Annotated in this window: 22 protein-coding genes and 1 tRNA gene; 11 read left to right on the forward strand and 12 right to left on the reverse strand. The window is 65.3% G+C overall.

Annotated features, from left to right (window positions below; genetic code table 11):
• Positions 1-61: 61 nt before the first annotated feature.
• From ASC63_RS12130 to ASC63_RS12155, 6 genes are all read left to right on the forward strand, one after another.
• Positions 62-1,345: a glycosyltransferase gene (locus ASC63_RS12130; RefSeq protein ID WP_235492323.1), complete on the forward strand. Its 1,284-nt coding sequence runs from the start codon at positions 62-64 to the stop codon at positions 1,343-1,345.
• Positions 1,323-1,396, forward strand: a tRNA-Ile gene (locus ASC63_RS12135). The genes ASC63_RS12130 and ASC63_RS12135 overlap by 23 nt, the downstream gene beginning before the upstream one ends.
• A gap of 169 nt (positions 1,397-1,565) precedes the next feature.
• On the forward strand, positions 1,566-2,576 hold the full coding sequence (locus tag ASC63_RS12140; protein ID WP_055813645.1) for a response regulator: 1,011 nt from the start codon (positions 1,566-1,568) through the stop codon (positions 2,574-2,576).
• A complete protein-coding gene (locus ASC63_RS12145; RefSeq protein WP_055813648.1) occupies positions 2,576-2,956 on the forward strand; it encodes a response regulator in 381 nt (126 codons plus the stop codon). The genes ASC63_RS12140 and ASC63_RS12145 overlap by 1 nt, the downstream gene beginning before the upstream one ends.
• Positions 2,953-3,351: a response regulator transcription factor gene (locus tag ASC63_RS12150; RefSeq protein WP_055815479.1), complete on the forward strand. Its 399-nt coding sequence runs from the start codon at positions 2,953-2,955 to the stop codon at positions 3,349-3,351. The genes ASC63_RS12145 and ASC63_RS12150 overlap by 4 nt, the downstream gene beginning before the upstream one ends.
• Positions 3,348-5,096 carry a sensor histidine kinase gene (locus ASC63_RS12155; RefSeq protein WP_055813651.1) on the forward strand — a complete coding sequence of 583 codons (1,749 nt, stop codon included), beginning with the start codon at positions 3,348-3,350 and terminating at the stop codon, positions 5,094-5,096. The genes ASC63_RS12150 and ASC63_RS12155 overlap by 4 nt, the downstream gene beginning before the upstream one ends.
• Here ASC63_RS12155 and fdxA read toward each other — a convergent pair.
• Positions 5,093-5,440, reverse strand: coding sequence for a ferredoxin (gene fdxA, locus ASC63_RS12160; RefSeq protein WP_055813654.1), 348 nt, complete (start codon positions 5,438-5,440; stop codon positions 5,093-5,095). The genes ASC63_RS12155 and fdxA overlap by 4 nt on opposite strands.
• An 89-nt stretch (positions 5,441-5,529) precedes the next feature.
• Between fdxA and ASC63_RS12165 the strand changes: the two genes are divergently transcribed.
• Positions 5,530-5,964, forward strand: a complete 435-nt coding sequence (locus ASC63_RS12165) for a group III truncated hemoglobin (RefSeq protein WP_055813657.1) — start codon at positions 5,530-5,532, stop codon at positions 5,962-5,964.
• A gap of 31 nt (positions 5,965-5,995) precedes the next feature.
• On the opposite strand, the gene ASC63_RS12170 is transcribed toward ASC63_RS12165, so the two are convergent.
• A complete protein-coding gene (locus tag ASC63_RS12170; RefSeq protein ID WP_055813660.1) occupies positions 5,996-6,664 on the reverse strand; it encodes a helix-turn-helix transcriptional regulator in 669 nt (222 codons plus the stop codon).
• A gap of 76 nt (positions 6,665-6,740) precedes the next feature.
• Positions 6,741-7,064: a hypothetical protein gene (locus tag ASC63_RS12175; protein ID WP_055813663.1), complete on the reverse strand. Its 324-nt coding sequence runs from the start codon at positions 7,062-7,064 to the stop codon at positions 6,741-6,743.
• Positions 7,065-7,172: 108 nt separating this feature from the next.
• On the opposite strand from ASC63_RS12175, the gene ASC63_RS12180 reads away from it, so the two are divergent.
• Both ASC63_RS12180 and ASC63_RS12185 read left to right on the forward strand, forming a co-directional pair.
• Entirely contained in the window at positions 7,173-8,864 is a 1,692-nt protein-coding gene (locus tag ASC63_RS12180) for a bifunctional 3'-5' exonuclease/DNA polymerase (RefSeq protein ID WP_157487721.1), read from the forward strand.
• Between the two features lie 70 nt (positions 8,865-8,934).
• Complete coding sequence (locus ASC63_RS12185; protein WP_055815481.1) at positions 8,935-9,786, forward strand: DUF1684 domain-containing protein; 852 nt, start codon at positions 8,935-8,937, stop codon at positions 9,784-9,786.
• A 2-nt stretch (positions 9,787-9,788) separates the two neighbouring features.
• Here ASC63_RS12185 and ASC63_RS12190 read toward each other — a convergent pair whose 3' ends face one another.
• Genes ASC63_RS12190 through ASC63_RS12200 form a run of 3 tightly spaced genes read right to left on the reverse strand, consistent with a single transcriptional unit; the run spans position 9,789 to position 13,998 of the window.
• Complete coding sequence (locus ASC63_RS12190) at positions 9,789-12,629, reverse strand: FtsX-like permease family protein (RefSeq protein ID WP_055813670.1); 2,841 nt, start codon at positions 12,627-12,629, stop codon at positions 9,789-9,791.
• Positions 12,626-13,375: an ABC transporter ATP-binding protein gene (locus ASC63_RS12195; RefSeq protein ID WP_055813672.1), complete on the reverse strand. Its 750-nt coding sequence runs from the start codon at positions 13,373-13,375 to the stop codon at positions 12,626-12,628. The genes ASC63_RS12190 and ASC63_RS12195 overlap by 4 nt, the downstream gene beginning before the upstream one ends.
• A complete protein-coding gene (locus ASC63_RS12200) occupies positions 13,372-13,998 on the reverse strand; it encodes a PadR family transcriptional regulator (RefSeq protein WP_055813675.1) in 627 nt (208 codons plus the stop codon). Before ASC63_RS12200 ends, ASC63_RS12195 begins: the two co-directional genes overlap by 4 nt.
• A gap of 268 nt (positions 13,999-14,266) precedes the next feature.
• Here ASC63_RS12200 and ASC63_RS12205 point away from each other — a divergent pair, with 268 nt between their 5' ends.
• Positions 14,267-14,770, forward strand: a complete 504-nt coding sequence (locus tag ASC63_RS12205) for a DUF3145 domain-containing protein (protein WP_055813678.1) — start codon at positions 14,267-14,269, stop codon at positions 14,768-14,770.
• Positions 14,771-14,908: 138 nt separating this feature from the next.
• On the opposite strand, the gene ASC63_RS12210 is transcribed toward ASC63_RS12205, so the two are convergent.
• The 6 genes from ASC63_RS12210 to aceE form a co-directional block, all read right to left on the reverse strand.
• The gene (locus ASC63_RS12210) at positions 14,909-16,147 is read right to left on the reverse strand and encodes a beta-ketoacyl-[acyl-carrier-protein] synthase family protein (RefSeq protein ID WP_055813680.1); all 1,239 of its coding nucleotides are present in this window, start codon (positions 16,145-16,147) and stop codon (positions 14,909-14,911) included.
• A gap of 111 nt (positions 16,148-16,258) precedes the next feature.
• A complete protein-coding gene (locus tag ASC63_RS12215; protein ID WP_055813683.1) occupies positions 16,259-16,507 on the reverse strand; it encodes an acyl carrier protein in 249 nt (82 codons plus the stop codon).
• 40 nt (positions 16,508-16,547) lie between these two features.
• Positions 16,548-17,552 (reverse strand): beta-ketoacyl-ACP synthase III, encoded by a 1,005-nt coding sequence (locus ASC63_RS12220; protein WP_055813686.1) that lies wholly within the window; start codon positions 17,550-17,552, stop codon positions 16,548-16,550.
• Between the two features lie 21 nt (positions 17,553-17,573).
• Complete coding sequence (locus ASC63_RS12225) at positions 17,574-18,494, reverse strand: ACP S-malonyltransferase (protein WP_055813688.1); 921 nt, start codon at positions 18,492-18,494, stop codon at positions 17,574-17,576.
• Between the two features lie 92 nt (positions 18,495-18,586).
• On the reverse strand, positions 18,587-19,789 hold the full coding sequence (locus ASC63_RS12230) for a PucR family transcriptional regulator (RefSeq protein WP_157487668.1): 1,203 nt from the start codon (positions 19,787-19,789) through the stop codon (positions 18,587-18,589).
• Between the two features lie 30 nt (positions 19,790-19,819).
• Positions 19,820-22,546: a pyruvate dehydrogenase (acetyl-transferring), homodimeric type gene (aceE, locus tag ASC63_RS12235; RefSeq protein ID WP_055813694.1), complete on the reverse strand. Its 2,727-nt coding sequence runs from the start codon at positions 22,544-22,546 to the stop codon at positions 19,820-19,822.
• A 208-nt stretch (positions 22,547-22,754) separates the two neighbouring features.
• On the opposite strand from aceE, the gene ASC63_RS12240 reads away from it, so the two are divergent.
• Positions 22,755-23,225 carry a peroxiredoxin gene (locus ASC63_RS12240; RefSeq protein WP_055813697.1) on the forward strand — a complete coding sequence of 157 codons (471 nt, stop codon included), beginning with the start codon at positions 22,755-22,757 and terminating at the stop codon, positions 23,223-23,225.
• The last annotated feature ends 297 nt before the right edge of the window (positions 23,226-23,522 follow it).

The raw sequence follows: 23,522 nt of genomic DNA on the forward strand, positions 1-23,522 counted from the left end.
ACTTGATGACCGGATGCCTCTGACCGCTACACACACGTAGGGAACACGCCACTTGTCCGATTTGCGCGACCCCGATCAGGCTTCCGTGCCGGAGCCGGATTCTTCCGCTCACAAGCCGCTGACCATCGTCATCGGCGCCGACACCTTCTCGCCCGACGTGAACGGTGCCGCCCGCTTTGCCGAGAGGCTGGCATCCGGTCTGGCGGCCCGCGGTCACGATGTGCACGTCGTTGCGCCGGCCGCCTCACGCAAGCACGGCACGTGGACCGAGACGTACGAGGGCCAGGACATCACCGCCCATCGTCTGCGCAGCTACCGCTGGTACCCACACGACTGGCTGCGTTGGGCTGTGCCGTGGCGCATCAAGCAGAACAGCGCACGCATTCTCGACGAGGTCAAGCCCGACGTCGTGCACTTCCAGTCGCACATCGTCACCGGGCGCGGCTTGTCTGTGGAGGCCGAGAAGCGCGGCATCCGCATTATCGGCACCAACCACTTCATGCCCGAGAACATGCTCGAGTTCACCGGCATCCCCAAGCCCATGCAGGAGTGGGCGATAGGCCTGGCCTGGCGAGCCGCGCGGCGCAGCTTCGTTCGGGCCGAGGCGGTTACGTCGCCCACCAAGAAGGCCGCAGAGTTTCTGGAGAAATACACCGGACTCACCGGGGTTCACGCGATCTCCTGCGGCATCGATGCCGACAATTACACGCCCGATTTCGAGCCGCGTACGGCCAACCGCATTGTCTTCGTGGGCCGCGTCACGGGTGAGAAGCAGATCGACGTGCTGCTGCGCGCCATGACGCTGTTGCCGGCCGACCTCGATGCACAACTGGAGATCGTGGGTGGCGGCGACCAGAAGAAGAATCTCGAGCACCTGGCCGAGACCCTCGGCATCGCCGACCGGGTCACGTTCACCGGCTATGTGACGGATGACGAGCTGCGGCAGGCATATACTCGCGCCACCGTGCTGGCGATGCCGTCGATTGCGGAACTGCAGTCGATCGTCACGATGGAGGCCATGGCATCCGGCCTGCCGATAGTGGCAGCCAACGCCATGGCGCTGCCCCACCTGGTGCACGATGGCGAGAACGGCTACCTGTTCACGCCCGGCGACGCCGCAGACCTGGCCGATCGCCTGGAGCGCGTGCTGCGGGCCCCGGCAGAGCAGTTGAACGCCATGAAGAGCGCGTCGTTGAAGATCGTGGCGGCCCACGACATCAAGCGCACTCTCTCGACCTTTGAAAGCCTGTATCGTGGTGAGCCGGTGGCCGATCCTGTGATGGATGCGGGTTCGCCGGTGCCGACTGCTGAGAAGCGGCCGGGGGGCGGTAGCTCAGCTGGTTAGAGCACTCGACTCATAATCGATCGGTCACGGGTTCAAGTCCCGTCCGCCCTACAAGTTAATGCGCCCCGCCTCACATTGCGGCATTTCGTGCCGAGAGTAGCGGGTAGCGCCCTGTAACAAACAGGGTGTCCCACCACCTTGATTGGGGGCGTAAACGCACCCGGTCGAGTACCGTCATCCGCATAGAGTGGGGTGACTTTTGATTCGAGCAGGGGGCTTGATGTCTGATCCCTACCGGGTGCTGGTGATCGAGGACGACCTCGACGTGGCGCTCTACACGAAGACCGTGCTGGAGAAGCGCGCCGGATGCGAGGTGCTCTCCATCTCGGACCCTTCGCTGGTTCGTGCTGCCGTCGAGCGGTTGCGGCCCGATGTGGTGATCACCGATATCGAGATGCCGGGAGCATCGGGGCTCGACCTCATCTCCGAGATTCGCGCACAGCAGCCCGGAACGCCGGTGATAGTCATGACGGCGCACGTCTCCGTCGACTATGCGGTTTCGGCCCTGCGCAACCAGGCCGACGAGTTTCTGACCAAGCCGATCGCATCCGCCGATCTGGTTTCGAACGTCACCCGCCTCGCCGAGGCGTCGCGCGAATCGCGCGAACGGGAGGGAGCAGCGCAGGTTGTTCTCGCCATCGGCGCGCACCCGAATGATGTTGAGATCGGCGTCGGCGGCATCCTGGCCGCACATCGCTCAGCTGGCGACGAGGTGATCATTCTCACCCTGTCCAAGGGGGACCGGGCCGGCGGCGTGCGCGTTGCCTGGAACGAGGGTTCGGCATCGGCCGAGACGATAGGCGCGCGGCTGGTGCTCGAGGACAACGGCGAGACCGCGCTGAGCGGCTCGGAGCCGACGGCCGGGGTCATTCGCCGCGCCGTCGAGGAATTCAAGCCGGCCATCGTGTACGTGCACAGCAAGCACGATCGCAGCCCCGACCATCGTGCCGTTCATGAGGCGGCGCTCGAAGCCACCGGCAAGGTGCGCACCGTCGCCTGCTACCAGTCCTCGACGGCGACGGTGGAGTTTCGTCCGACGCGCTTTGTGACCATCGACGGCTTCATCGACACCAAGGTCGCCATGCTCGGCCACTACGCGATAGACGAGACCGAGCGACCCAGGTACCTCGAGGCCGAGTTCACTCGCGCCGTCTCGCGGTACTGGTCGCGCTTCGGCACGGGAACGCACTGCGAACCGCTGGAGCTCCTGCGCGATTCGGCGGATGTCTGATGGCCACCGCAACGCTGAACTCCGACCGGGTTAAGGTGCTCGTCGTCGACGACAGCGAAGACCTGCGCGGGCTGCTTCGCGCCCACTTCGAGCATGCCGGATGCGACGTCACGGTTGTCGAATCCGCCGAAGCCGCCATCGAGGCATATACGGCCGACGACCATGATCTTGCCGTCATCGACCTGTTGCTGCCCGGGATGGACGGTTGGGCGCTCACGGAGCGCATCGGCGTCGACCGCCCGGACTGTCCCGTGGCCATCACGTCAGTACTCGACGCAGACGACTATCCACCGTCGAAGGGCGTGCTGCCGAAACCCGTGAACCGCGCAAGCGTGCGCGATGTTCTGCTCAAGTGTGTTCCTCGATGGGTGGCGCCATGAATGAGACCGGCTCGGTGAGCGTGATCATCGCCGACGATGACCCTGACATCCGAGCGCTCGTGACGATCGCCACGACCCGCGCCGGCCTGAACCTCGTGAACGCACTGGGTGACGGGGAAAGCGCGTGGAACGCCATCCGGGATCATCGGCCGGATCTGGTGGTGCTCGATGTGTCGATGCCCGGCAAGAGCGGTGTCGAGATCAGCCGTCTGATCAGGGGGGAACAGTCGCTCAACGGCACAGACATCCTGCTGCTCTCGGCGGCGGTTTCCGAGACCGAGAAGCGTACCGGAATCGATGCCGGAGCCGATGAATACGTGATCAAGCCGTTCAGCCCGCGCGACCTCACCGAACGTCTGAGCGCGTATGCCGAGCGCATCAGGGCGCGCGCGTGAGCCTGGGGCAACTCACCCCTCGATTGACCCTCGGAGCACCCTCTCCGCTGTTGAAGCAGTCCCCGACGGCGGCACTCTTCGCGTTGGCCGTCGTGGTCAGCGTGCTGATGCCGGCCACGGCCATCACCAATCTCGCCGGCTTCGTCATCGGGGCAGCGCTGGTCACGGTCGCGACGGTTCTTGCGGCTGTTCTCACGACCAACCCCGGGTGGTGGCGATTCGCTCTGATCGTGCCCGCCATCGATTTTCTGGCGCTCGGCGCTCTGCGTTACGGAACGGGCGGCCCGACCTCGATCTACGTCTCCTTCGTCATTCTCCCCGTCATCTGGTTCGCGGTTGAGGAGGGAAGGCGCAACGTTCTCTACGCCACGATCGGCACGGCAATCGCACTGTTCGTGCCCGCCGTGGTCGGCGACCATATGCTGGGCGAGCCGGCCGGCTGGATGCGCGCGATCCTGAGTCCCATCGTCTTCGGCGTGGCCGCCGGCGTCGCGAACGAGGTTTCGCGGCAGTCGAGGCACAGGCTCGACTCGCTCAGCCGTTTGGCGGACGAACGCACAGAGATGCTCGACGAGAGCCTGAGCCAGGCGCGTTCGCTGGCCGCAAGCGAGGCGCATCTGCGTGAACTCGAGTCTTTGATGCGCAATGTGTGGGAGGCGGTCAGCGAGCAGTCCGTGATAGGCACCTCCCTCACGGGCGAGATCGATGTCTGGAATCGCGGCGCGACCTCGATGCTCGGTGTCACCGTGAACCCATACCGGGACGCCCGATACATGGAGGAATTCCACCTCGGCTCCGAGCTCGATGCGCGTGCGGCGAACCTGGAGTTCCTCGGCACCGAGACCGTGGCGAATCCGCGTTTCGCGGTGTTGGTCGATGGCGCGCGACGCGGCGAGGCCGATGCGGGCGAGTGGACGTACGTCGACGTGGAGGGCGGGCAGATACCCGTTCACCTCTCCGTCACCACACGAGTGAACGATGAGGGGCAGCCAATGGGCTATCTGTTCATCGCGCGCGACCTCACGAAGGAGCGGGAGGTCTCCAGGCTCAAGGATGAGTTCGTCGGCCTCATCTCCCACGAACTGCGCACACCGCTTAGTTCGATTCTCGGCTATCTGGAGCTCATGCGAGACGATGATGAGGATGAACTCTCGGCCAGCCAGCTGCAGTATCTCGGCGTGGCCGAGCGCAACGCGAACCGGCTGCTTCGTCTCGTCGGCGATCTGCTGTTCACCGCCCAGGTCGAGTCTGGAAAGTTCCAGGTGGAGCGCAAGGCGACCGAATTGGGCTCGATACTGCAGGCATCCGTCGAATCGGCGCAACCGGTCGCTGCGACCGCCGGAGTCTCACTGCAGGTTCAGGTGCAGGGCGAGGCCGTTGTGCAGGGCGACACGGTGCGGCTCGGACAGGCCCTCGACAATCTCATCTCGAACGCACTCAAGTTCACCCCGCGCGGCGGCTCCGTGACCCTGGGTCTTGCCGTGAACGGGGCGGATGCCGTTATCTCGGTTGCCGACACCGGCATCGGCATTCCTGCGGCAGAACTCGACCAGCTGTTCGCCCGTTTTTTTCGCGCCACCACGGCCACACGCAACGCGGTTCCGGGCGTCGGGCTTGGCCTCGTGATCACGCGAGCCATTGTGCATGCGCACGGCGGTGAGATGTCCGTTACGAGCCAGGAGGGCGCCGGAACGACCTTCAGCATGGTGCTGCCGCTACGACAGTTGACGGTCGTGCCCGACTAAGCGGATGGACGCGGCGGGAAGGCCGCGACCAGTGGGGTATCCGCACCGACCGGCCCGATCTTGGATGCACCGCCCGGGTTGCCGAGCGGCGCGTTGCGACCATCGAGCACATCGGTGAAGAAGCGCGCATTGTCGTGGGTGTATTCGGTCCAGGCGGGGGGAAGATCGTCCTCATAGAAGATCGCCTCGACGGGGCACACGGGTTCGCACGCGCCACAGTCGATACACTCGTCAGGATTGATGTAGAGGGAGCGGCCACCCTCATAGATGCAGTCGACGGGGCATTCATCGACACAGGCGCGATCCATCACATCGATACACGGTTCGGCTATCACGTACGTCATGGCGCTCCTTGTGAACTGATTAAAACTAATGTACTCCGGTTAAATGGAAAGCCAGAATCTTCGTCCACTTCCTGAAAGGCAGGTCGAGCGTGAGCGGGAGTGAGGCTGCGCTGCGCGACATCGCCGACCGAGACGACATCTCGGTGCTTGTCCGCTCGTTCTATGAGGCGGCGTTCGATGATGCGCTTCTCGGACCGATCTTCGCCGAGATCGCCCACATGGATCTCGACGCCCACATGCCCATCATGTGCGACTTCTGGCAGACGGTGTTGTTTCGGGCCGGCCTTTACCAGCGCAATGCACTCACCCTGCACGTTGCCCTGCACGAGCGGGCGCATCTCGAGCAGCGTCATTTCGATCGGTGGCTCGTGCTCTGGAATGCGACGGTTTCGCGACTCTACGCGGGGGAGAAGGCCGAGTTGGCCAAGCTGCAGGCGGCGCGTATTGCCGGCTCCATTCACCGTCGGCTGCAGGGGGAGTCCGGCAGCGACTTCGTGAGTATCCATCGGCGACCGACCGTCTAGTGCACGGGCAGAGTGAGGCCGCTCGGCGTTGCTAGCCCAGCGTGCCGCGCAGGGTGACGGTGCACAGTTCGGGCTGTACGAACGGATGCAACTCGGCCTCGCCACTGTCGTGGCCGGTCTTCTCAAGCGTGCCCTGAATGAGTCCCCGGTGCACTGAGCACACGACGCTGGGATGGTCGAGTGCTGCCTCCCGGAACGGGCAGGAAAGCAATTGGATGGTGTGCCTGTCGTCGTCGCTTTCGAGCTCTGGCTCGAAGCCCAACTCGTCGAGCAGGGTGACGAGCGGGTCGACCGAGCGTGCAGTCGATGGTTGCGTATGTTCGGGAACGAGGGCTTGTGCCCACTGCTGGCCCGCCTTCACGGATCGGGCGCGACCGCCGTCGGGATCCGTCGCCAATGCGCCGGCGAGCACCTCGATGAGCTGTCGATGCACCGTGGACTGATGCACGGCCGGCATCGCGCGGTAGACGACGCGAGGGCGTCCGCGCCGCCCTTCGCGTTCGACGTCCCGCCGAATGAGATGGGCCGATTCGAGCTGGTCGAGGTGAAAGCGCACGGTGGTGATGTGCAGGTCGATATGCTCGGCGATCTCGGATGCGCCCAGCGGCACCGCGGACGCGGCAATGAATTCGAGCACGTCTCGCCTGGTGCGCGAGGCAAGCGCACTGTGCTGAGCACCGCCGTTGGAGACTATCGTCATCGTTTGAGAGTACCATTCTCCGCTAAATGAACCCAGATCTTCATCGTCGGCAACGCCGGGCGCAACGGCTCGGGGATTAGGCCGCGAGTTGGTTCAGTGGCACGTCGGCATAGCCGGGAAGACCCCCGTAGTACCCCGTCGAGCCGGGAAAGCCGACATGACCCGGGAACGCCGGTGCGCCCGGGTAGCCGGGGTTGGTGCGATAGCCATGGTCGAGACGCTGCAGCAGACGGTTATCAATGACGGTGCCCAGATAGTTGCCGTCGCGATCGACGGCGTCGTTGTCGTCCCAGGGAAACCAGCCGATCCATTCACCGGTGGTGTCGAACAGGTATTTGCCGTCGTATGCGGTACGAAAGGCGATCCAATTGCCCGCCATGTCGTAGAGAAAAGTAGTCACGGTCGGGTCCGCCCTCTCATCTGTAGTCGACAGGAGTATAGCTGAATTATCCTCGAGTTCTGTGATCTGCGCAATGGTGTCGGTGCCGAACGCGAGAATAGACGGGTGTTGATAGCCCTCCTGCGTGCATCCGGCCGCAATGCTGTTGCCGTGCAGATCGATGAGCACGGAGAGATGCTCGACACCCCGCAGCAGGTGGCTGCCAGCGACCTGGCCGCGTTCGTGGCGCGCATGGAACAGAATGACCCACGCTGGGTGTGGCACGACACCTCGGTCTGGTATCCACGCCTGCTCAAGGCGGGAGTGCGCGTGCGCCGCTGCGTCGACCTGCGGCTCTGCCACGTCATATTGCGGGCGTCCTCGCTCTGTGCCGACTCACCGTTGGCGTTGGCGCCGCCCTCCGCGTGGGATTCCGGTGCAGCAGCGGTGATCGAGGCCACGGCACTGCCCCAGACGGCGCTCTTCGACCTGGATGCTTTCGATGACACCGCAGAAGAGGCTCCCGACGACACCATCGCCGAGTACGCACGGCAGAGTGCGACAGTCGCCGCATCGGCCGGTCCCGGGCGTTTGCGGCTCCTGCTCGCGGCGGAATCGGCGGGCGCCTTGATCGCCGCCGAACTGCGCCATGCCGGTCTGCCTTGGCGAGTCGACGTGCACGACCGCCTGCTCACGGAGCTTCTGGGAAGTCGGCCGACGCCCGGCACCCGCCCGCAGCGGCTCGAACAGCTTCTGGGGCGCGTGCGAGCCGAACTCGCGGCACCATCGCTCAATCCGGATTCACCAGGGGAGTTGCTGAAGGCGCTGGCGCGCGCAGATTTGAACGTGACGAGCACGCGCTCCTGGGAACTGAAAAAAATCGAACACCCCTCCATCGAGCCGTTGCTCGAGTACAAGAAGCTCGCGCGGCTTCTGAGTGCCAACGGATGGGCGTGGATGGAGGTCTGGGTGCATAATGGCCGCTTTCACCCCGACTATGTGCCCGGCGGCGTTGTGACGGGTCGCTGGGCCACGCGAGGCGGCGGTGCGCTGCAGCTTCCCAGGCAGGTGCGTGGGGCGGTCGTTGCAGACGATGGATGGAAGCTGGTGGTGGCGGATGCGGCACAGCTGGAACCACGCATCCTCGCCGGCCTCGCACACGACATGGCCATGGCCGACGCCGGGCGCGGCACAGACCTGTACGCGGGAATCGTCGACTCCGGCGCTGTCGACACCAGGCCGCATGCCAAGGTGGCGATGCTGGGGGCCATGTACGGCGCGACCACGGGGGAGAGCGGGCGCCTGATGCCCGCACTGACCCGCGCCTTTCCCCGGGCTATCCGGCTGGTGGAAGACGCGGCTCGCGCGGGTGAACGCGGGGAGATCGTGACCTCCAGGCTCGGCCGTAGTTCGCCGCGGCCCTCGGCGGCGTGGGGTGAGACGCAGGCGCGGGCATCCGGCGTGGATGCGACACCGGCCGACGAGCGGCGGGCACGCGGCCAGGCGCGAGACTGGGGGCGCTTCACCCGCAATTTCGTGGTGCAGGCGAGCGCCGCCGAGTGGGCGCTGTGCTGGATGGCGCAGCTGCGCACCCGGCTGACGGCGCTGGCCGCGCCCGGCTCTCGCGTGGAGCACGGGCCGCATCTCGTCTATTTTCTGCACGACGAGGTGATTGTTCATACGCCCGCTGAACTCGCGCCGGATGTCGCTGCGGCCGTTGTAGACGCGGCGAACGCGGCCGGGCGGCAGCTCTTCGGGGATTTTCCCGTCGATTTTCCCGTGACGACGGCCGTCGTCGATTCCTACGCCGAGGCGAAGTGAGCTCAGCGATACGGGAAGAAAGCTGTGTCGAAGTTGGTTGTTGTCGGTGGCCTGAAAGAGGATGGACACCATGACCGACACCGCCACAGCAGCCACCGACCCGCGCGCGCTTCTGGCCGTCTACCGAGAACGTCGTGACCTTGCGGTGACGCAGCCGAAGGGCAGTCTCGCGCTCGTGAACACACAGTGGATCACGGGTGACGCGGATGCCCCGGGCCAGCCGGTGTGGGGCATTCCCGGCCTGTGGTCGCCGCTGCCTGCCGGGCAGTCCGGGCTGAAGGTCGAGGCAGCAGCATCCGACAACATCGTCGTCGACGGCGTGCTCGTCGACGGCTCAGCGGTGGTGCGCGGTAAGGATGACGCTGCGCCCGGCGAGGTTGTCTTCAGCGACACCGTCACGGGCTTTGTGATTGCCGGCGACGAGGGCTACGCCCTGCGGGTGTGGGATGCGAATTCGGAAGAGATCCAGAAGTTCGGCACGATTGACGCCTTCGAGTACAACCCCGAGTGGGTCATCCAGGGCGCCTTCACGCCCAATGACGGGGGAGTGACCGTCGGCTTCGAACACCTCAAAGACGATGGCAAGACGCGCGAGATGGTTGTGCCCGGTGAGATCACCTTCTCGAAAGACGGGGTCGACTACAACCTGGCCGCGTTCAGGGCCGGTCGTGCACTGCAACTCGTCTTCGCGGATGCCACGAGTGGCGACTCCACGTACTCTGTCGGCCGCTTCCTGTTCGTGGCGCCAAATTCTGATGGCACCATCACCCTCGACTTCAACCGCGCCGTGCTGCCCCCCTGTGCGTTCAGCTACAACTTCAACTGCCCGATGCCGCCGAAGCAGAACCGCTTCACGGTGCCGATCGAGGCCGGCGAGAAGAACGTGCTCACCACAGAAGGCACCCTCCTCCACGCCGAGTAGGACTATTCAATAGCCGCCCGCCGAAAGTCACTCCGACCGCGCCCGGTGAACACCCACGTCGCCCCGGCGATCACCAACGGCATGAGCACCGCCGTCGCACCGATCTGCAGCCACGGCGCAGTGAACGTCGTTCCCGACCCCGGCAGCGTCAGCGCGAGCGCCGGCACAAGCCCAACGGCCGCACCGAGCACGGCTCCCGTCCCCGTGAGCACCACCGCCTGCCAGAACCCGAATCCGCGCCGCACGCGCGGGCTGGCCCCGACGGCCGTGAGAGCCGCCTGGTCCTTTCGACCATCGGCTCGCGCGAGCCCGATCGCCACGGCAGCCGCCCCAATCGCTATGAGGCCGGCAAGCCCGAGCAGCGCCCAGGCCCACGCTCCTGCAGAGGCGGCCGGACCGCGCTCGACGTCGGTGTAGAAGCCGCCGGGAACGCCGACGATCACGTCGATCGCCTGGTTAAGTGCGTCGATTTGGTCCTGCGTCACCGGGGTCTTCGTCGAAGCGAGCACGAGTTGATCGTTATAGTCGAGCCCGAGTGAATGCGCGGTGGCCGGTGAGATGAAGATTCCGTAGGGCAGCGAGTGGGTGGTCTTCTGCACGACCGCATCGATGGTTGTCGACTTCGTCGCGGGCGGAGGCTTCTCTCCGTTGGATTTGGCCCAATAACTCGTCGGCCACCAAGAAATCGTGACGTGATGATCGTTGACGTATTGCGGATGTAGAGCTACAGCGCCATGGCCGGCGAGCGCAGCGAGAGCATCCGCGCTCGGTGTCGTGCCGATTACGAGCGCAAGGTCGCCTGCGTCGCCGACCCATATCTGTCTGCTGCCATCGCCTGACATATCCGAACGCGCATAGTGGTCTTCGCACCTCCAGTCCGCCTGCGCCTCTTCATAGGCCTTCGTGCCGGGCGTCACGGCGTCAGCGTTGTAGTTCGCACCGGTGGACGCCGCCGGACATTCATTCGCTGCGGGGATCGTCAACGCGGGTAAGAGTAGTCCCGGGTCGGCCGGGGGAACTGAAGGATCAGAAAAGCCAAGGCTCGCGGGATCTGGAACGGCTTCCAACGAGGCAACGTGTGCGACGTCGAGACTCGACCGCGTGGCAGCGACGACCTCCTGTGCATTCACCGTCTTCTCCCCGCTCGCCCCCCAGTAATTCAGCGAGAGGCGTGCCTGGCCGGGTGCCGCTCGATACTGATAGTTCGCACGGTTGGTCGTCTCCGAGCTGCTGATCATGGCCATGGCGAAGACCGCGACGAACACGGTTGTCATCACGACGGCGAGTGCCGGAACGCTGCGCCCGGGATTACGGGCCGCGTCCCGGGCCGCGAGACGGCTGGCTACCCCGGCGCGGGAAAACAGCCGTGCGAGAACCCGCAACATCAGGCCGCTGCACAGAATGAGCCCGAGCTGAATGAGGATCGGGCCGCCGATGAGCATTCCTGTGATGACCCAGCTCAGCGGGCCGGACTTTCCGCCGGTGTTCGCCGAGACGGGTGAGAACAGCAACGCTCCGCCAGAGATGCCCATCACGAAACCAACCACCACGAGGATGAGGCCGAAGACCGGTCGCCGACGCCTGATCGGTGTCGGTCGTCTGGCGCCGCGCAGCGCAGCGACGATGTCGATGCGGGAGGCCCGAACCGCAGGCACGAGGGCCCCGATCCAACCGATCACGATGGCGGCGAGGGCGATGCCGATCATGGCGGGCCACCACAGGTGATATCCCCAGTATCGGGTGGCGTTGCCGTCGACGGTGAGCACCATGAAGAGCGACCCAATACCGATCCCTGCCCCGACCCCAATCACCCCACCGACTGCACCGAGCACTACACCGTTTGCCGTGATGATCGAGAGCAGCGTCGAACGCGGCGCGCCGACGCTCGCGACTGTGGCCAGTGAGCGCTCCTGTGCCCGGGCACCGACCATGAAGGCCGCTCCCGCAAGGAGCGTGACTTCCAGCAGCGCGAAGGCCACGATGATGCCGGCCATCACGAACTGAATACTCAGGGAGGAAGAACCGCCGAAACTGCCGTTGTACTCACTCGGTTTTGGCGGATCCAGAAGCACGGCTCGGGAGTAGACCAAAGCCCCCTGCTTGTTCAGCGCCTTTACTCCGCTCCAGTCGATCACCGTATCGGGAAGATAGGCGGTCGCCTGGGGATTCTTCAGAAGATCACTCGTGTCGCCGAACGCGCTGGGCAGACCATAGAGTGTCTCGGTTGAATCGGCATGGGCGCGATCGTCCATTTCCCCGACTACCGTGACGGTGCGTGCGACGGGTGCGAGAAGCTCGACATGACCGCCAAGTTGTACACCGAGGCGGCTCAGTGCGCCGGAGGTGGCGAGCACCTCGTCCGCTCGGTTCGGTGCACGACCGTCGATGATCGCGTACGCACCCCCGAGCGTCTTGTCCCACGTTTCGCCTTCTTGGGTGTTCATCGTTCCAACGCCACCCCTGGTCTTCAGGGTGACGGCAGAGTCGGCTACGGGGATCAGCCGGGTTCCCGCCGGGAAGAGCTCGTCGAGCGTGCGGTGCCCGGACCGTGCCGGTGTGGAGGAGGAGGCTTCGCCGGATGCCCAATTGTTCGTTGTTGGATCCTGCTCGAGGCCGGCATTGGGGTCCGCAACGATTTGCACGGAGGCCTGCGTGTGTCCGAGTTCGATGGTGAGCTTCTCGCTTGTCGTGGCAATCGTGCTTGGGAGTACCAGCATCACCGCGGCCATGCCTGCGACCGGTAGCGCGATGAGCGCGACGATGAGTGCGCTGCGGCCGGGGGAGCGCAGGCTGGAGCGGCGGGCGATGCGCAGGGAAATGCGCAGGCGAGCGAGCCGGCTCATGCGGTGTGCCGACCGGAGAGAAGGGATTCGGCCGTGTCGGAGACACCCGTCTCGATGATGCGCCCATCGCGCAGAAAGACGATGCGGTCTGCCCAGGCCGCGTGGCGGGCGTCGTGCGTGACGAGGATGCCGCCGGCACCGGCATCCACTCGCTTGCGCAGCATGCGCAACACGACCTCGCCCGTGGTGGAGTCGAGCGCGCCGGTCGGCTCGTCGGCGAGAATGAGCCTGCGGGTGCCCACGATGGCGCGGGCGATGGCCACGCGCTGCTGCTGGCCGCCCGAGAGATCATCGGGGAATCGGTCGGCGCGATCCTCGAGTTCGACCGCAGCCAGTGCCTCAAGCCCGGCCGTGCGCGCTTTGCGGGCCTTCCAGCCGTCGAGTTCCAGCGGCAGCGTGACATTCTCCAGCGCGGTCAGTGCGGGGATGAGGTTGAAGTCCTGAAACACGAATCCGAGCGAGCGCCGTCGCAGCATCGCGATGCGCGAGGCAGACATGTCGGAGATCCACTGGCCGTCGATGATGACCTCACCGCTCGTCGGCGTAGTCAGCCCGCCCGCAATCGTCAGCAGCGTCGATTTGCCCGAGCCGGATGCCCCCATCACGGCCACCAGCTCTCCTCGCGACACCGTCAGATCGATTCCCGCCAACGCCGTCACCGACGTTTCCCCCTTGCCGTAGTGCATGGCGACGCCGTCGAGGCGCAACAACTCGTCGGTGCCGACGGCGACGCGTGCCGCGCTCATCGCGCGTTCTCGCCCTCGCGCTCGGCTGCGGTCTGTTTGACGGGTCGCCCGCGTTTCGGCGTCTCGGTGCTCAGAGGCAATGCCTCGGCGACACCGGCGGCGGATGCGCGTGCCAGCCGGGTCTCGGAATGGTCGAGCCAGCGCACCTCAGCCTCGGCCTGGAAGATGAGCGAATCCATCACGAGCAGCCCAGCAAGGTCTTCGGCAGACTCCGGGTCATCGGATGCGTTCTTCGCCTTCGTCAGATCCTGCAGCATGCGCAGACTCGCCGCCCGCTGCACCTGGATGACATCGGAGATATTGATGCCGGGTAGCGTCACGGCGATGGCCAGCTTGATCGCGAGTTCATCACGGGTGGCGGCGGAGCGCATCACGGGGGAGCCGAGCCAACCGGAGACCTCGGCCGTGCCGGCATCCGTTATCGCGTAGTACACATGGCCTTCGGTATCGGTGTTGGCCTTGGCCACGAGACCGTCGCGTTCAAGTCGATCGAGGGTGTTGTAGATCTGGCCGACATTGAGCGGCCAGGTGGAACCGGTGCGACGGTCGAACTCGCTGCGCAGCTGATAGCCGTAGCACGGCCCCTGGTTCAGAATGGCGAGCAGGCTTTGGCGAATGGACACGATTCCTCCGTTGCAACGCGTGCCGAGTATGTGGCTACGCAGTATTTAGTAACACAGTATAGATATACCGGGAATGCATGCACCATTCGCAACGGGCACGGCGTGTCGCTGAATAACAGCCTTGTCATTTGCACGCTGACTGAGGCATAATTCGTAGTAGCGACGCGAGTCGTCACAATTTCATACCGTTTCCATTCATACCGTGTCGCAAGGCATCCGTTCGTCAGGTCGTTGGGGAAGACGCACCACAAACGAACGGAGAGAGATCATGGCGGCACAGGTAGCGCGAGGGGTGCTTTACGTGCACTCCTCTCCTCGCGCGCTCTGCCCACACATTGAGTGGGCTGCAGGGCGCGCCATTGGTCGCGCCGTGAACTTCACGTGGGACGAGCAGCCGGTGCTCAAGGGTTCGCAGCGTGCCGAGTTCTATTGGGAAGGGCCTCCGGGAACCGGCGCGGCGATCGCATCCGCTTTGCGTGGATGGGAGCACCTGCGTTACGAGGTGACGGAAGACGCCGGCCTGGGCAATGATGGAGCCCGCTGGCTGCACACACCAGACCTCGGCATCTTCTTCGCCCAGACCGACACCGCGGGCAATGTGGTGATTGCGGAGGACCGCGTTCGTTATGCCATGGAGGTGGCCGGAACGAACGCCCTCGAACTGCACCGCGAGTTGCGCCTCGCGCTCGGCCAGGCGTGGGACGACGAGCTCGAGCCCTTCCGTTACGCCGGCGACGCCACGGCCGTCACCTGGCTGCACCAGGTGGGCTGATCGTGAGCTAGCGAGAACACTGACCTCCCAGGGAGGAGACGCGACAGGCGGTTCTCCGCGACTGCGCTTTTCACCTTGGTGACAAGAAAAGACCCCGACCGGTGGCTTCCCGGTCGGGGTCTTTCTTTGTGTTCAGTCTCAGACGGAGCGGATGGCGATGACGGCGTTGTGGCCGCCGAAGCCGAACGAGTTGCTGATCGCCAGCAGGTCACCGGCGGGCAGCGCGCGTGGCGAGGTGACGACGTCGAGCGGGATGGCGGGATCCTGCTCGGTGAGGTTGATCGTCGGCGGCGCAGTGCGCTCGTGCAGCGCGAGGATGGTGAAGATCGCCTCGAGCGCGCCGGTGCCGCCCAGCAGATGACCGGTCGCACCCTTCGTCGCCGAGACCGGAATGTCGTGGAGCCGATCTCCGAAGGCCACCTTGAGGGCGGCGTACTCGGCGATGTCACCGACCGGGGTGCTCGTCGCATGGGCGTTGATGTGCGCGACGTCGTCGGGACTCGCGCCCGCCTGTTCGAGCGCGAGCGCGACAGCACGCGAGGCGCCGCGTCCTTCGGGGTCGTTCGCCGTGATGTGGTACGAGTCTGCTGTGACGCCGCCGCCGGCCACCTCCGCGTAGATTCTGGCGCCGCGGGCGAGCGCGTGCTCCTCCGTCTCCATGACGAGGCTTGCTGCACCCTCGCCCATCACGAATCCGTCGCGGTCGACGTTGTACGGCCTGGAGGCGGTCTCGGGCGAGTCATTCCGCTTGGAGAGCGCCTGCATCGAGGAGAAGGAAGCGAGAGTGATCGGGTGGATGGCCGACTCGGTGCCACCGGCGATGATCACGTCGGCGAGGCCCAGCTGCAGGTGTTCGTACGCATTGGCGATCGATTCGGTGCTCGAGGCGCAGGCGGATGCGACGGTGCGGGCGAAGGCGCGCGCATGGAAGCTCATGGAGATGGCAGCGGATGCCGCGTTCGGCATCAGCATCGGCACCGTCATGGGCAGAACCCGGCGGGGGCCTCTCTCACGCAGGGTGTCCCAGGCGTCGAGGAGGCTCCACAGTCCGCCGATGCCGGTCGCGTAGTCGACGCCGAGTCGCTCAGGATCCACCTCGGGAGCTCCGGCATCCGCCCAGGCCTCACGAGCGGAGATGACCGCAAACTGTGAGGAAGGGTCGAGCCGCTTGGCTTCCGGGCGCGCGAGAACCTCTTCCGGCCGCACCTTCGCCTCGGCGGCGAAGGTGACGGGAAGCTCGTACTGGTCGATCCAGTCGTGGGTCAGCGAGTGCACGCCGGACTCGCCGGCAAGCAGGGCCTTCCAGGTGTCGGCGACGTTTCCGCCGAGGGGAGAGCTGGCGCCCAGCCCGGTGACAACAATTTTCTTGGGGGTCATGACGGTAACTCTCCGTGGGTCAAACAGAAGCGAACGCGATGGCAGTCGTGCTGATGACACGCGACGGCCGCCCGGAGAACCCGGACGGGCCGCGCGTCACAAAGATGATGCTTAGGCCTGTGCCTTGACGATGAAGTTGACGGCGTCGCCCACGGTCTTGAGGTTCTTAACCTCTTCGTCGGGGATCTTCACGTCGAACTTGTCCTCGGCGTTGACCACGATGGTCATCATCGAGATCGAGTCGATGTCGAGGTCGTCGGTGAACGACTTGTCCAGCTCAACCGTGTCGGTTGCGATGCCAGTCTCGTCGTTGATGAGTTCGGCCAGGCCGGCAAGAACTTCTTCGGTGGACAATGCCATGTTGTTTCTCCTTGGTGGTGTCGTTTGACCGTGAACAATCTTACGGGAGGACGACGACCTGCGCGCCGAACACGAGGCCTGCCCCGAATCCGATCTGCAGGGCGAGTCCGCCGCTGAGTTCCGGATGCTCTTCGAGCAGCCGGTGGGTCGCCAGCGGAATCGAGGCGGCCGAGGTGTTACCGGTCGTGGCGATGTCGCGGGCACGCACCACGCTGTCGGGCAGCTTGAGTTGCTTCGCGAGCTCGTCGATGATGCGCATATTGGCCTGATGGGGGATGAACGCCGACAGCTGGTCGCTCGTGATGCCGGCTACGACGAGAGCCTGGGCCGCGACCTTCGCCATGTCCCAGACGGCCCAGCGGAAGACCGTCTGGCCTTCCTGGCGCAGCGTCGGCCATTCGACCTCACCGCGGCGGTACTGCTGAATGGTGCCGTTCATGCCTATCGTGTCCCACTTGGACCCGTCCGAACCCCACACCGTCTGGGAGATGCCCGGGGTGTCGCTCGGACCTATTACCGCGGCCCCTGCACCGTCGCCGAGGAGGAAGGAGATGCTGCGGTCGGTGGGGTCGACGATGTCGGAGAGCTTCTCTGCCCCGACCACGAGCGCATAGTTCGAGACGCCCGACTTGATGAGGGCGTCGGCCTGGGCTATCGCGTATGCATAGCCGGCGCAGGCGGCGCTGATGTCGTACGCCGCCGCGGGGCTGGCCTTGACCCGCTCGGCGAGCAGTGTCGCCATGGACGGGGTGGGCATTGTGTTGCTGATGGTGGCCACGATGACCAGATCGATGTCGGCGGCGTTGATGCCGGAGCGCTTGATGGCCTCGAGTGAGGCATCCGTTGCCAGGTCGACCGCGAGAATGTCCTGGCTGGCCCGCTTGCGGGTGATGATGCCGGTGCGCTGCTGGATCCACTCGTCGGAGGAGTCGATCGGGCCGATGAGGTCGGCGTTGGGCACCGTGAGATCACCCCTCGCTGCGCCAACGGAAAGAATACGGGTGTACCGAGCACCGTCGGAGGCCTTGATCTGTGGGTGAGTCATCGTGTGCTTTCTCTGGGTTCTCTAAGCCTGCGCGTCGATCATTTCGAAGGCGGCGGCCAGATCATCGGGGGTCTTGACGGCCACCGTGGGCACGCCACGCAGGCCGCGCTTGGCGAGGCCGGTAAGCGCTCCCGCCGGGGCGAGTTCGATGACGCCGGTGACGCCGGATGCCGCAAACGCGTCCATGCACTTATCCCACCGTACCGGGGAGGAGACCTGACCGACGAGCAGCTCCACGAATCGCCCTCCGTCGGTGACCGTCGTGCCATCGTGATTCGTCCAGATCGGGAGCGTCGGGTCGGATGCCTGCAGCCCGGCAGCGAAAGTGCGCAGGCCGTCCACGGCGGGTTGCATGTAGCGCGTGTGGAAGGCACCGGCGACCTGCAGCGGAATCACCCGGGCGCGCGTTGGCGGATTCTCGGCGAGAGCAGCCAGGGCGTTGAGCGCCCCCGCGACGACGATCTGTCCGCCGCCGTTGTAATTGGCAGGGGAGAGGCCGAGCTCGTCGAGACGGGCAAGCAGCTCGGTCTCGTCGGCGCCGATGACGGCGCTCATGCCGGTCGGCTCCAGGGCGGCGGCATCGGCCATGGCCCTGCCCCGCTCTCGAACGAAGGCGACGGCATCCGTCTCGCTCAGGATGCCCGCACCGGCGGCCGCGGTGAGCTCACCGACGGAGTGGCCGGCGATGCCGGCGATGCGCTCACGGCGCCCGTCGCTCAGGAGCGCAGACAGCGTGAGCAGCCCTGCGGCCACGATGAGAGGCTGGGCGACGGCGGTGTCGCGAATCGTGTCGGCATCGCTCGTGGTGCCGTGGGCCACGAGGTCGATGCCTACGGCATCGGAGATGCCGGTGAGCTGCTCGCGAAAGCGGCTTTCGGCCAACCATGGTTCGAGGAATCCGGGAGTTTGGGAGCCCTGACCCGGGCAGACGATGACGATCACCGTCTTAGTCTGCCAACGGATGTGGCTTCAGCCGTGTCGACGCTCCACGAAGTATTCGAGAAACGTTTGTGGGGATTGAACAGCAACGGTGATCAGCGCCCGGTGGGTCGCGCCGTGGCATCCGGCTCGTTGATGGAGCCCAGGATGAGGGCGGCCTGCAGAATGAGGGCTTCCCGGGCTCCGGTGGCGTCCCAGCCGATCACCTCGGAGACGCGCTTGAGGCGGTAGCGCACGGTGTTCGGGTGCACGAAGAGTTCCCGGGCCGTAGCCTCGAGCGAGCGGCCGTTGTCGAGATAGCACCACAGCGTGGTGAGCAGTTCGGTGGAGTGCGCCTGCAGCGGGCGATAGATGCGATTGATCAGGGTGGCGCGGGCCAGGCCGTCTCCGGCGAGGGCACGTTCGGGCAGCAGGTCGTCCGCATGAACGGGCCGGGGGCAGTTTCGCCAGCCCTTCGCCACGGCGAAGCCCGCCAGGGCGGCCTTGGCGCTCTTGGAGGCGTCGACCAGCGTGGCGACCTCGTGGCCGAGCACCAGGTGCCCGGCACCGAAACCCGGCTCGAGTTGGGTGGCGATCTCCATGAAATTCACCAGGGGAGCCGCGCCGATCGTGTCGTCGGGCTCGTCGCCGCTCGGCCAGGCGCGCCCTATCACGAGCACCAGCCGGCTGCCCTGCACACCGATCAGAACGTCGGCGGACATGTGCCTGGCGGTGCGGCGCAGCTGGTCGACATCGAGCATCTTGGGGGCCGTGCCCACGAGCACACTGACCTCGCCGTGACCGTGCCAGCCAAGCGCGGCGATGCGGCTCGGCAACTCGTCGTCGTATTCGCCCGTGAGAATCGAGTCGACGACGAGGGCCTCGAGGCGAGCGTCCCAGAGGCCACGTGCCTCGGCGGCGCGGGCGTAGACATCCGCGGCGGCGAACGCTATCTCACGCGAGTACAACAGAATCGCCTCGCGCAGAGACTCACCGCCGTTCTTGACGCGGTCTTCCACCACCTCCACGGTCACGCGAATGAGTTGCAGGGTCTGCTGCAGGCTCACGCTGCGCAACAGCTCCCGAGGGGCCGCACCGAAGACATCCGCCGCGATCCACGGGGTGGACCGTGGGTCGTCGAACCAGGAGATGAACGAGGAGATGCCCGCCTGCGCCACCAAACCGACGGCGGACCGCCGCCCCGGCGGCATGTCGCCGTACCAGGGCAGCGTGTCCTCAAGCCGCTTCAGCGTGGCCGTCGCGAGCTCACCGGAGATCTTACGCAGCCAGGTGAGCGTCTCGTCTTTTGTTTTCGGCACGGGCGTCTTCCGCGCGGATGCGCTGATCGCTTAGCTCTCGCCACCGGCGGTGCCGGTGGTTCCCGCGTTCACGTCGTGCAGGCGATACTTGTCGATGGCCTGCGCGGGTGCGTTCGGGTCGACCTCGCCGCGGGCCGCCAGCATCTCGAGCGCGCGAACCACCATGGAGGGTCCGTCGATCGTGAAGAAGCGTCGGGCGGCCGGACGCGTGTCAGAGAAGCCGAACCCGTCGGCACCGAGCGTCGCATACTCGCCGGGGATGAACTGGCGAACCTGGTCGGGAACCGCGTGCATGAAGTCGGTCGTCGCCACGAACGGGCCGGCGGCATCCGCCAGCTTGCTCGTGAGATACGGCACGCGCTTCTCACCGCCGGGGTTCAGGAAGTTGTGCTCCTCGGCCGCGAGACCGTCGCGGCGCAGTTCGCCCCACGAGGTGACGGACCAGACATCGGCAGAAACGCCCCAGTCCTGCGCCAGCAGTTCCTGGGCCTCGAGTGCCCACGGCACGGCTACACCGGATGCCAGCAGCTGGGCCTTCGGCCCGCCGCTCTGGCCCTCGCGCAGGCGGTAGATGCCGCGTACGACACCCTCCACGTCGAGCCCTTCGGGCTCGGCGGGGTGCACAATCGGCTCGTTGTAGACCGTGATGTAGTACATGACGTTCGGGTCGGGATGCGTGCCGCCGTACATGCGGTCGAGGCCGGCGCGCACGATGTGCCCGATCTCGTAGCCGTATGCCGGGTCGTAGGAGACGACAGCGGGGTTGGTCGAGGCGAGCAGCGGGGAGTGGCCGTCGGCGTGCTGCAGGCCTTCTCCGGTGAGGGTGGTGCGACCGGCGGTGGCACCCACGATGAAGCCGCGCGCCATCTGGTCGCCCGCGGCCCACATGGCGTCGCCCGTGCGCTGGAAGCCGAACATGGAGTAGAAGATGTACACCGGGATGAGCGGCTCGCCCTGTGTGGAGTATGAGGTGCCGACGGCGGTGAACGCCGCGAATGCGCCCGCCTCGTTGATACCGACGTGCAGGATCTGCCCTTGGGCGCTCTCTTTGTATGCCAGAAGCAGTTCGCGGTCGACCGAGGTGTAGTGCTGGCCGTTCGGGTTGTAAATCTTCGCGTTAGGGAAGAACGCGTCCATGCCGAACGTGCGCGCCTCATCCGGAATGATCGGCACGATGCGGTTGCCGAAGTCCTTCGAGCGAAGCAGGTCCTTCAGCAAGCGAACGAAGGCCATCGTGGTGGCGATCTCCTGCGTGCCGGAACCCTTCTTGGCGATGGCATACGCCGAGTCGCCGGGAATGTTGACCTGCTCGTAGGCGACGCGGCGCTCGGGCAGGTAGCCGCCGAGCGCACGACGGCGCTCGTGCAGGTACTGGATGGCCTCGTCCTGCTCGCCGGGGTGGTAGTACGGCGGAAGGTAGGGGTTCTCCTCGAGAACAGCGTCCGTGATGGGAATGCGCATGGCGTCACGGAAGGTCTTGAGGTTGTCGAGCGTGAGCTTCTTCATCTGGTGAGTCGAGTTGCGACCCTCGAAGCTCGGACCCAGGCCATAGCCCTTCACCGTCTTCGCCAGGATGACGGTGGGCTGGCCCTTGTGCTCGGTGGCCGCCTTGAAGGCCGCGTACACCTTGCGATAGTCGTGACCGCCGCGCTTGAGGTTCCAGAGCTGGTCGTCGGTGTAGCCCTCGACCATCTTCAGCGTGCGCTCGTCGCGTCCGAAGAAGTTCTCGCGAACGTAGGCGCCGCTCTCGGCCTTGTACGTCTGGTAGTCGCCATCCCGTGTGACGTTCATGAGATTCACCAGTGCGCCGTCGGTGTCGTTCGCCAGCAGGGTGTCCCACTCGCGGCCCCAGACAACCTTGATGACGTTCCAGCCGGCACCGCGGAAGAAGCTCTCGAGCTCCTGGATGATCTTGCCGTTGCCGCGCACCGGTCCGTCGAGTCGCTGCAGGTTGCAGTTGATGACGAAGGTGAGGTTGTCGAGACCCTCGTTGGCGGCCACCTGGAGCTGGCCGCGGCTTTCGACCTCGTCCATTTCGCCGTCGCCGAGGAATGCCCAGACGTGCTGGTCCGAAGCATCCTTGATGCCGCGGTTCGTCAGGTATTTGCTGAGCTGTGCCTGGTAGATGGCGTTGATCGGGCCAAGGCCCATCGACACGGTGGGGAACTGCCAGTACTCCGGCATCAGACGGGGGTGCGGGTAGGAGGAGAGGCCGTTCGGTGCGTGCGACTTCTCCTGACGGAATCCGTCGAGTTGGTCTGTGCTCAGGCGCCCCTCGAGGAAGGAACGGGCGTACATGCCGGGGGAGGCGTGGCCCTGGTAAAAAATCTGGTCGCCGCCACCCGGGTGATCCGGCCCGCGGAAGAAGTAGTTGTGACCCACCTCATAGAGGGCGGCCGACGAGGCGTAGGTGGAGATGTGGCCGCCAACGGAGATGCCGGGGCGCTGCGCGCGGTGCACCGTGATCGCCGCATTCCAGCGAATCCAGGCGCGGTAGCGACGTTCGATATCTTCGTCACCGGGAAAATCGGGCTCGTTCTCGGGCGCAATGGTGTTGACGTAGTCCGTCGTCGGAACCATGGGAACGCCGAGCTGGAGCTCCTTCGAGCGCTTGAGCAGGCTGAGCATGATCTCGCGTGCCCGCTCGTGCCCGTGTGCTGCAACCAGCGCATCCAGGGATTCAGACCATTCTGCGGTCTCCTCCGGGTCCGAATCGATGTTATTCACCGAATACGGGTCCTGGTCGTTTACAGTCACCCTCAACCTCTTTCTTGAGTGGGATAGGTCGTAGCGGATGCCATGCCTCGGGTTACGAGGCGCGGGCGGCACCAATATCAGCCTAGCCATTTCGCGAGGCGCGCGACGCCACATTGGCATGCTCGATTGGCATGCTCCGCTTGCGGGTCTAGGCTGTGTGCTCGTGCGTGGATGTGTACGCGCGCGCCTGTGCGGAAAGGAAACGCTGATGGCACTGGAGAACGACACCCAGGCTCCCGACTTCGAATTGCTCAGCCAACACGGCGAGACGATTCGGCTGAGCGACTTCAACGGCAAACGTGCCGTCGCGCTCGTGTTTTTTCCGCTCGCCTTCTCAGGCATCTGCACGGGGGAGCTGTGTGAACTGCGCGACAATCTTGCCCTGTTCCGCTCCGATGAGGTGGAACTGATCGGAATCTCGGTGGATTCCAAACACACCCTGCGGGCCTGGGCCGAGCAGGAGAACTACCAGTTCACCTTGCTCGCCGACTTCTGGCCGCACGGCGCTGTCGCCAAGGAGTACGGCGTCTTTCTGGAAGACAAGGGTTTCGCGAACCGTGCGACGTTCCTCATCGACGTCAACGGCACCATTCGCGCCAGTTTCATCACGGCGCCGGGCGAGGCTCGCTCGTTCGAGGCGTATCGAGCGGCGCTCGAAGAGCTCGAGCCCGCCGCGTAGGTTACGCAAAAAGCGCCACAGGCCACATCCACTACTCTCAATCCATGAGCGCGTTTTTCGTCATCCCGCTCCTGATTGTCCTCGCGCTGCTTGTGCGGATCTACGTGGACGGTCGGAGGCGCCGTGCTCGTCGGCGGGCGGAGGAAGCCGGCCAGCGAGAATAGGCAGCCGTTGGCATGACATTCAGGTGCCGACTGAACCGCAACACATCGGCGTCGCCTGTGCGCTTGTTCCTGGCCGCTGCATTCGAAGACATGCTGGTGGTCTCTTTCGAGGCCACGCCGGCAAACGCTCGCT

This window comes from Leifsonia sp. Root112D2 (genome assembly GCF_001424905.1).
Classification (GTDB): domain Bacteria; phylum Actinomycetota; class Actinomycetes; order Actinomycetales; family Microbacteriaceae; genus Root112D2.

Coding starts and splice junctions, on each gene's coding strand:
- ASC63_RS12140 (WP_055813645.1), top strand. CDS start 1,566: ATGTCTGATCCCTACCGGGTGCTGGTGATCGAGGACGACCTCGACGTG.
- ASC63_RS12145 (WP_055813648.1), top strand. CDS start 2,576: ATGGCCACCGCAACGCTGAACTCCGACCGGGTTAAGGTGCTCGTCGTC.
- ASC63_RS12150 (WP_055815479.1), top strand. CDS start 2,953: ATGAATGAGACCGGCTCGGTGAGCGTGATCATCGCCGACGATGACCCT.
- fdxA (WP_055813654.1), bottom strand. CDS start 5,440: ATGACGTACGTGATAGCCGAACCGTGTATCGATGTGATGGATCGCGCC.
- ASC63_RS12170 (WP_055813660.1), bottom strand. CDS start 6,664: ATGACGATAGTCTCCAACGGCGGTGCTCAGCACAGTGCGCTTGCCTCG.
- ASC63_RS12185 (WP_055815481.1), top strand. CDS start 8,935: ATGACCGACACCGCCACAGCAGCCACCGACCCGCGCGCGCTTCTGGCC.
- ASC63_RS12190 (WP_055813670.1), bottom strand. CDS start 12,629: ATGAGCCGGCTCGCTCGCCTGCGCATTTCCCTGCGCATCGCCCGCCGC.
- ASC63_RS12195 (WP_055813672.1), bottom strand. CDS start 13,375: ATGAGCGCGGCACGCGTCGCCGTCGGCACCGACGAGTTGTTGCGCCTC.
- ASC63_RS12205 (WP_055813678.1), top strand. CDS start 14,267: ATGGCGGCACAGGTAGCGCGAGGGGTGCTTTACGTGCACTCCTCTCCT.
- ASC63_RS12210 (WP_055813680.1), bottom strand. CDS start 16,147: ATGACCCCCAAGAAAATTGTTGTCACCGGGCTGGGCGCCAGCTCTCCC.
- ASC63_RS12215 (WP_055813683.1), bottom strand. CDS start 16,507: ATGGCATTGTCCACCGAAGAAGTTCTTGCCGGCCTGGCCGAACTCATC.
- ASC63_RS12220 (WP_055813686.1), bottom strand. CDS start 17,552: ATGACTCACCCACAGATCAAGGCCTCCGACGGTGCTCGGTACACCCGT.
- ASC63_RS12240 (WP_055813697.1), top strand. CDS start 22,755: ATGGCACTGGAGAACGACACCCAGGCTCCCGACTTCGAATTGCTCAGC.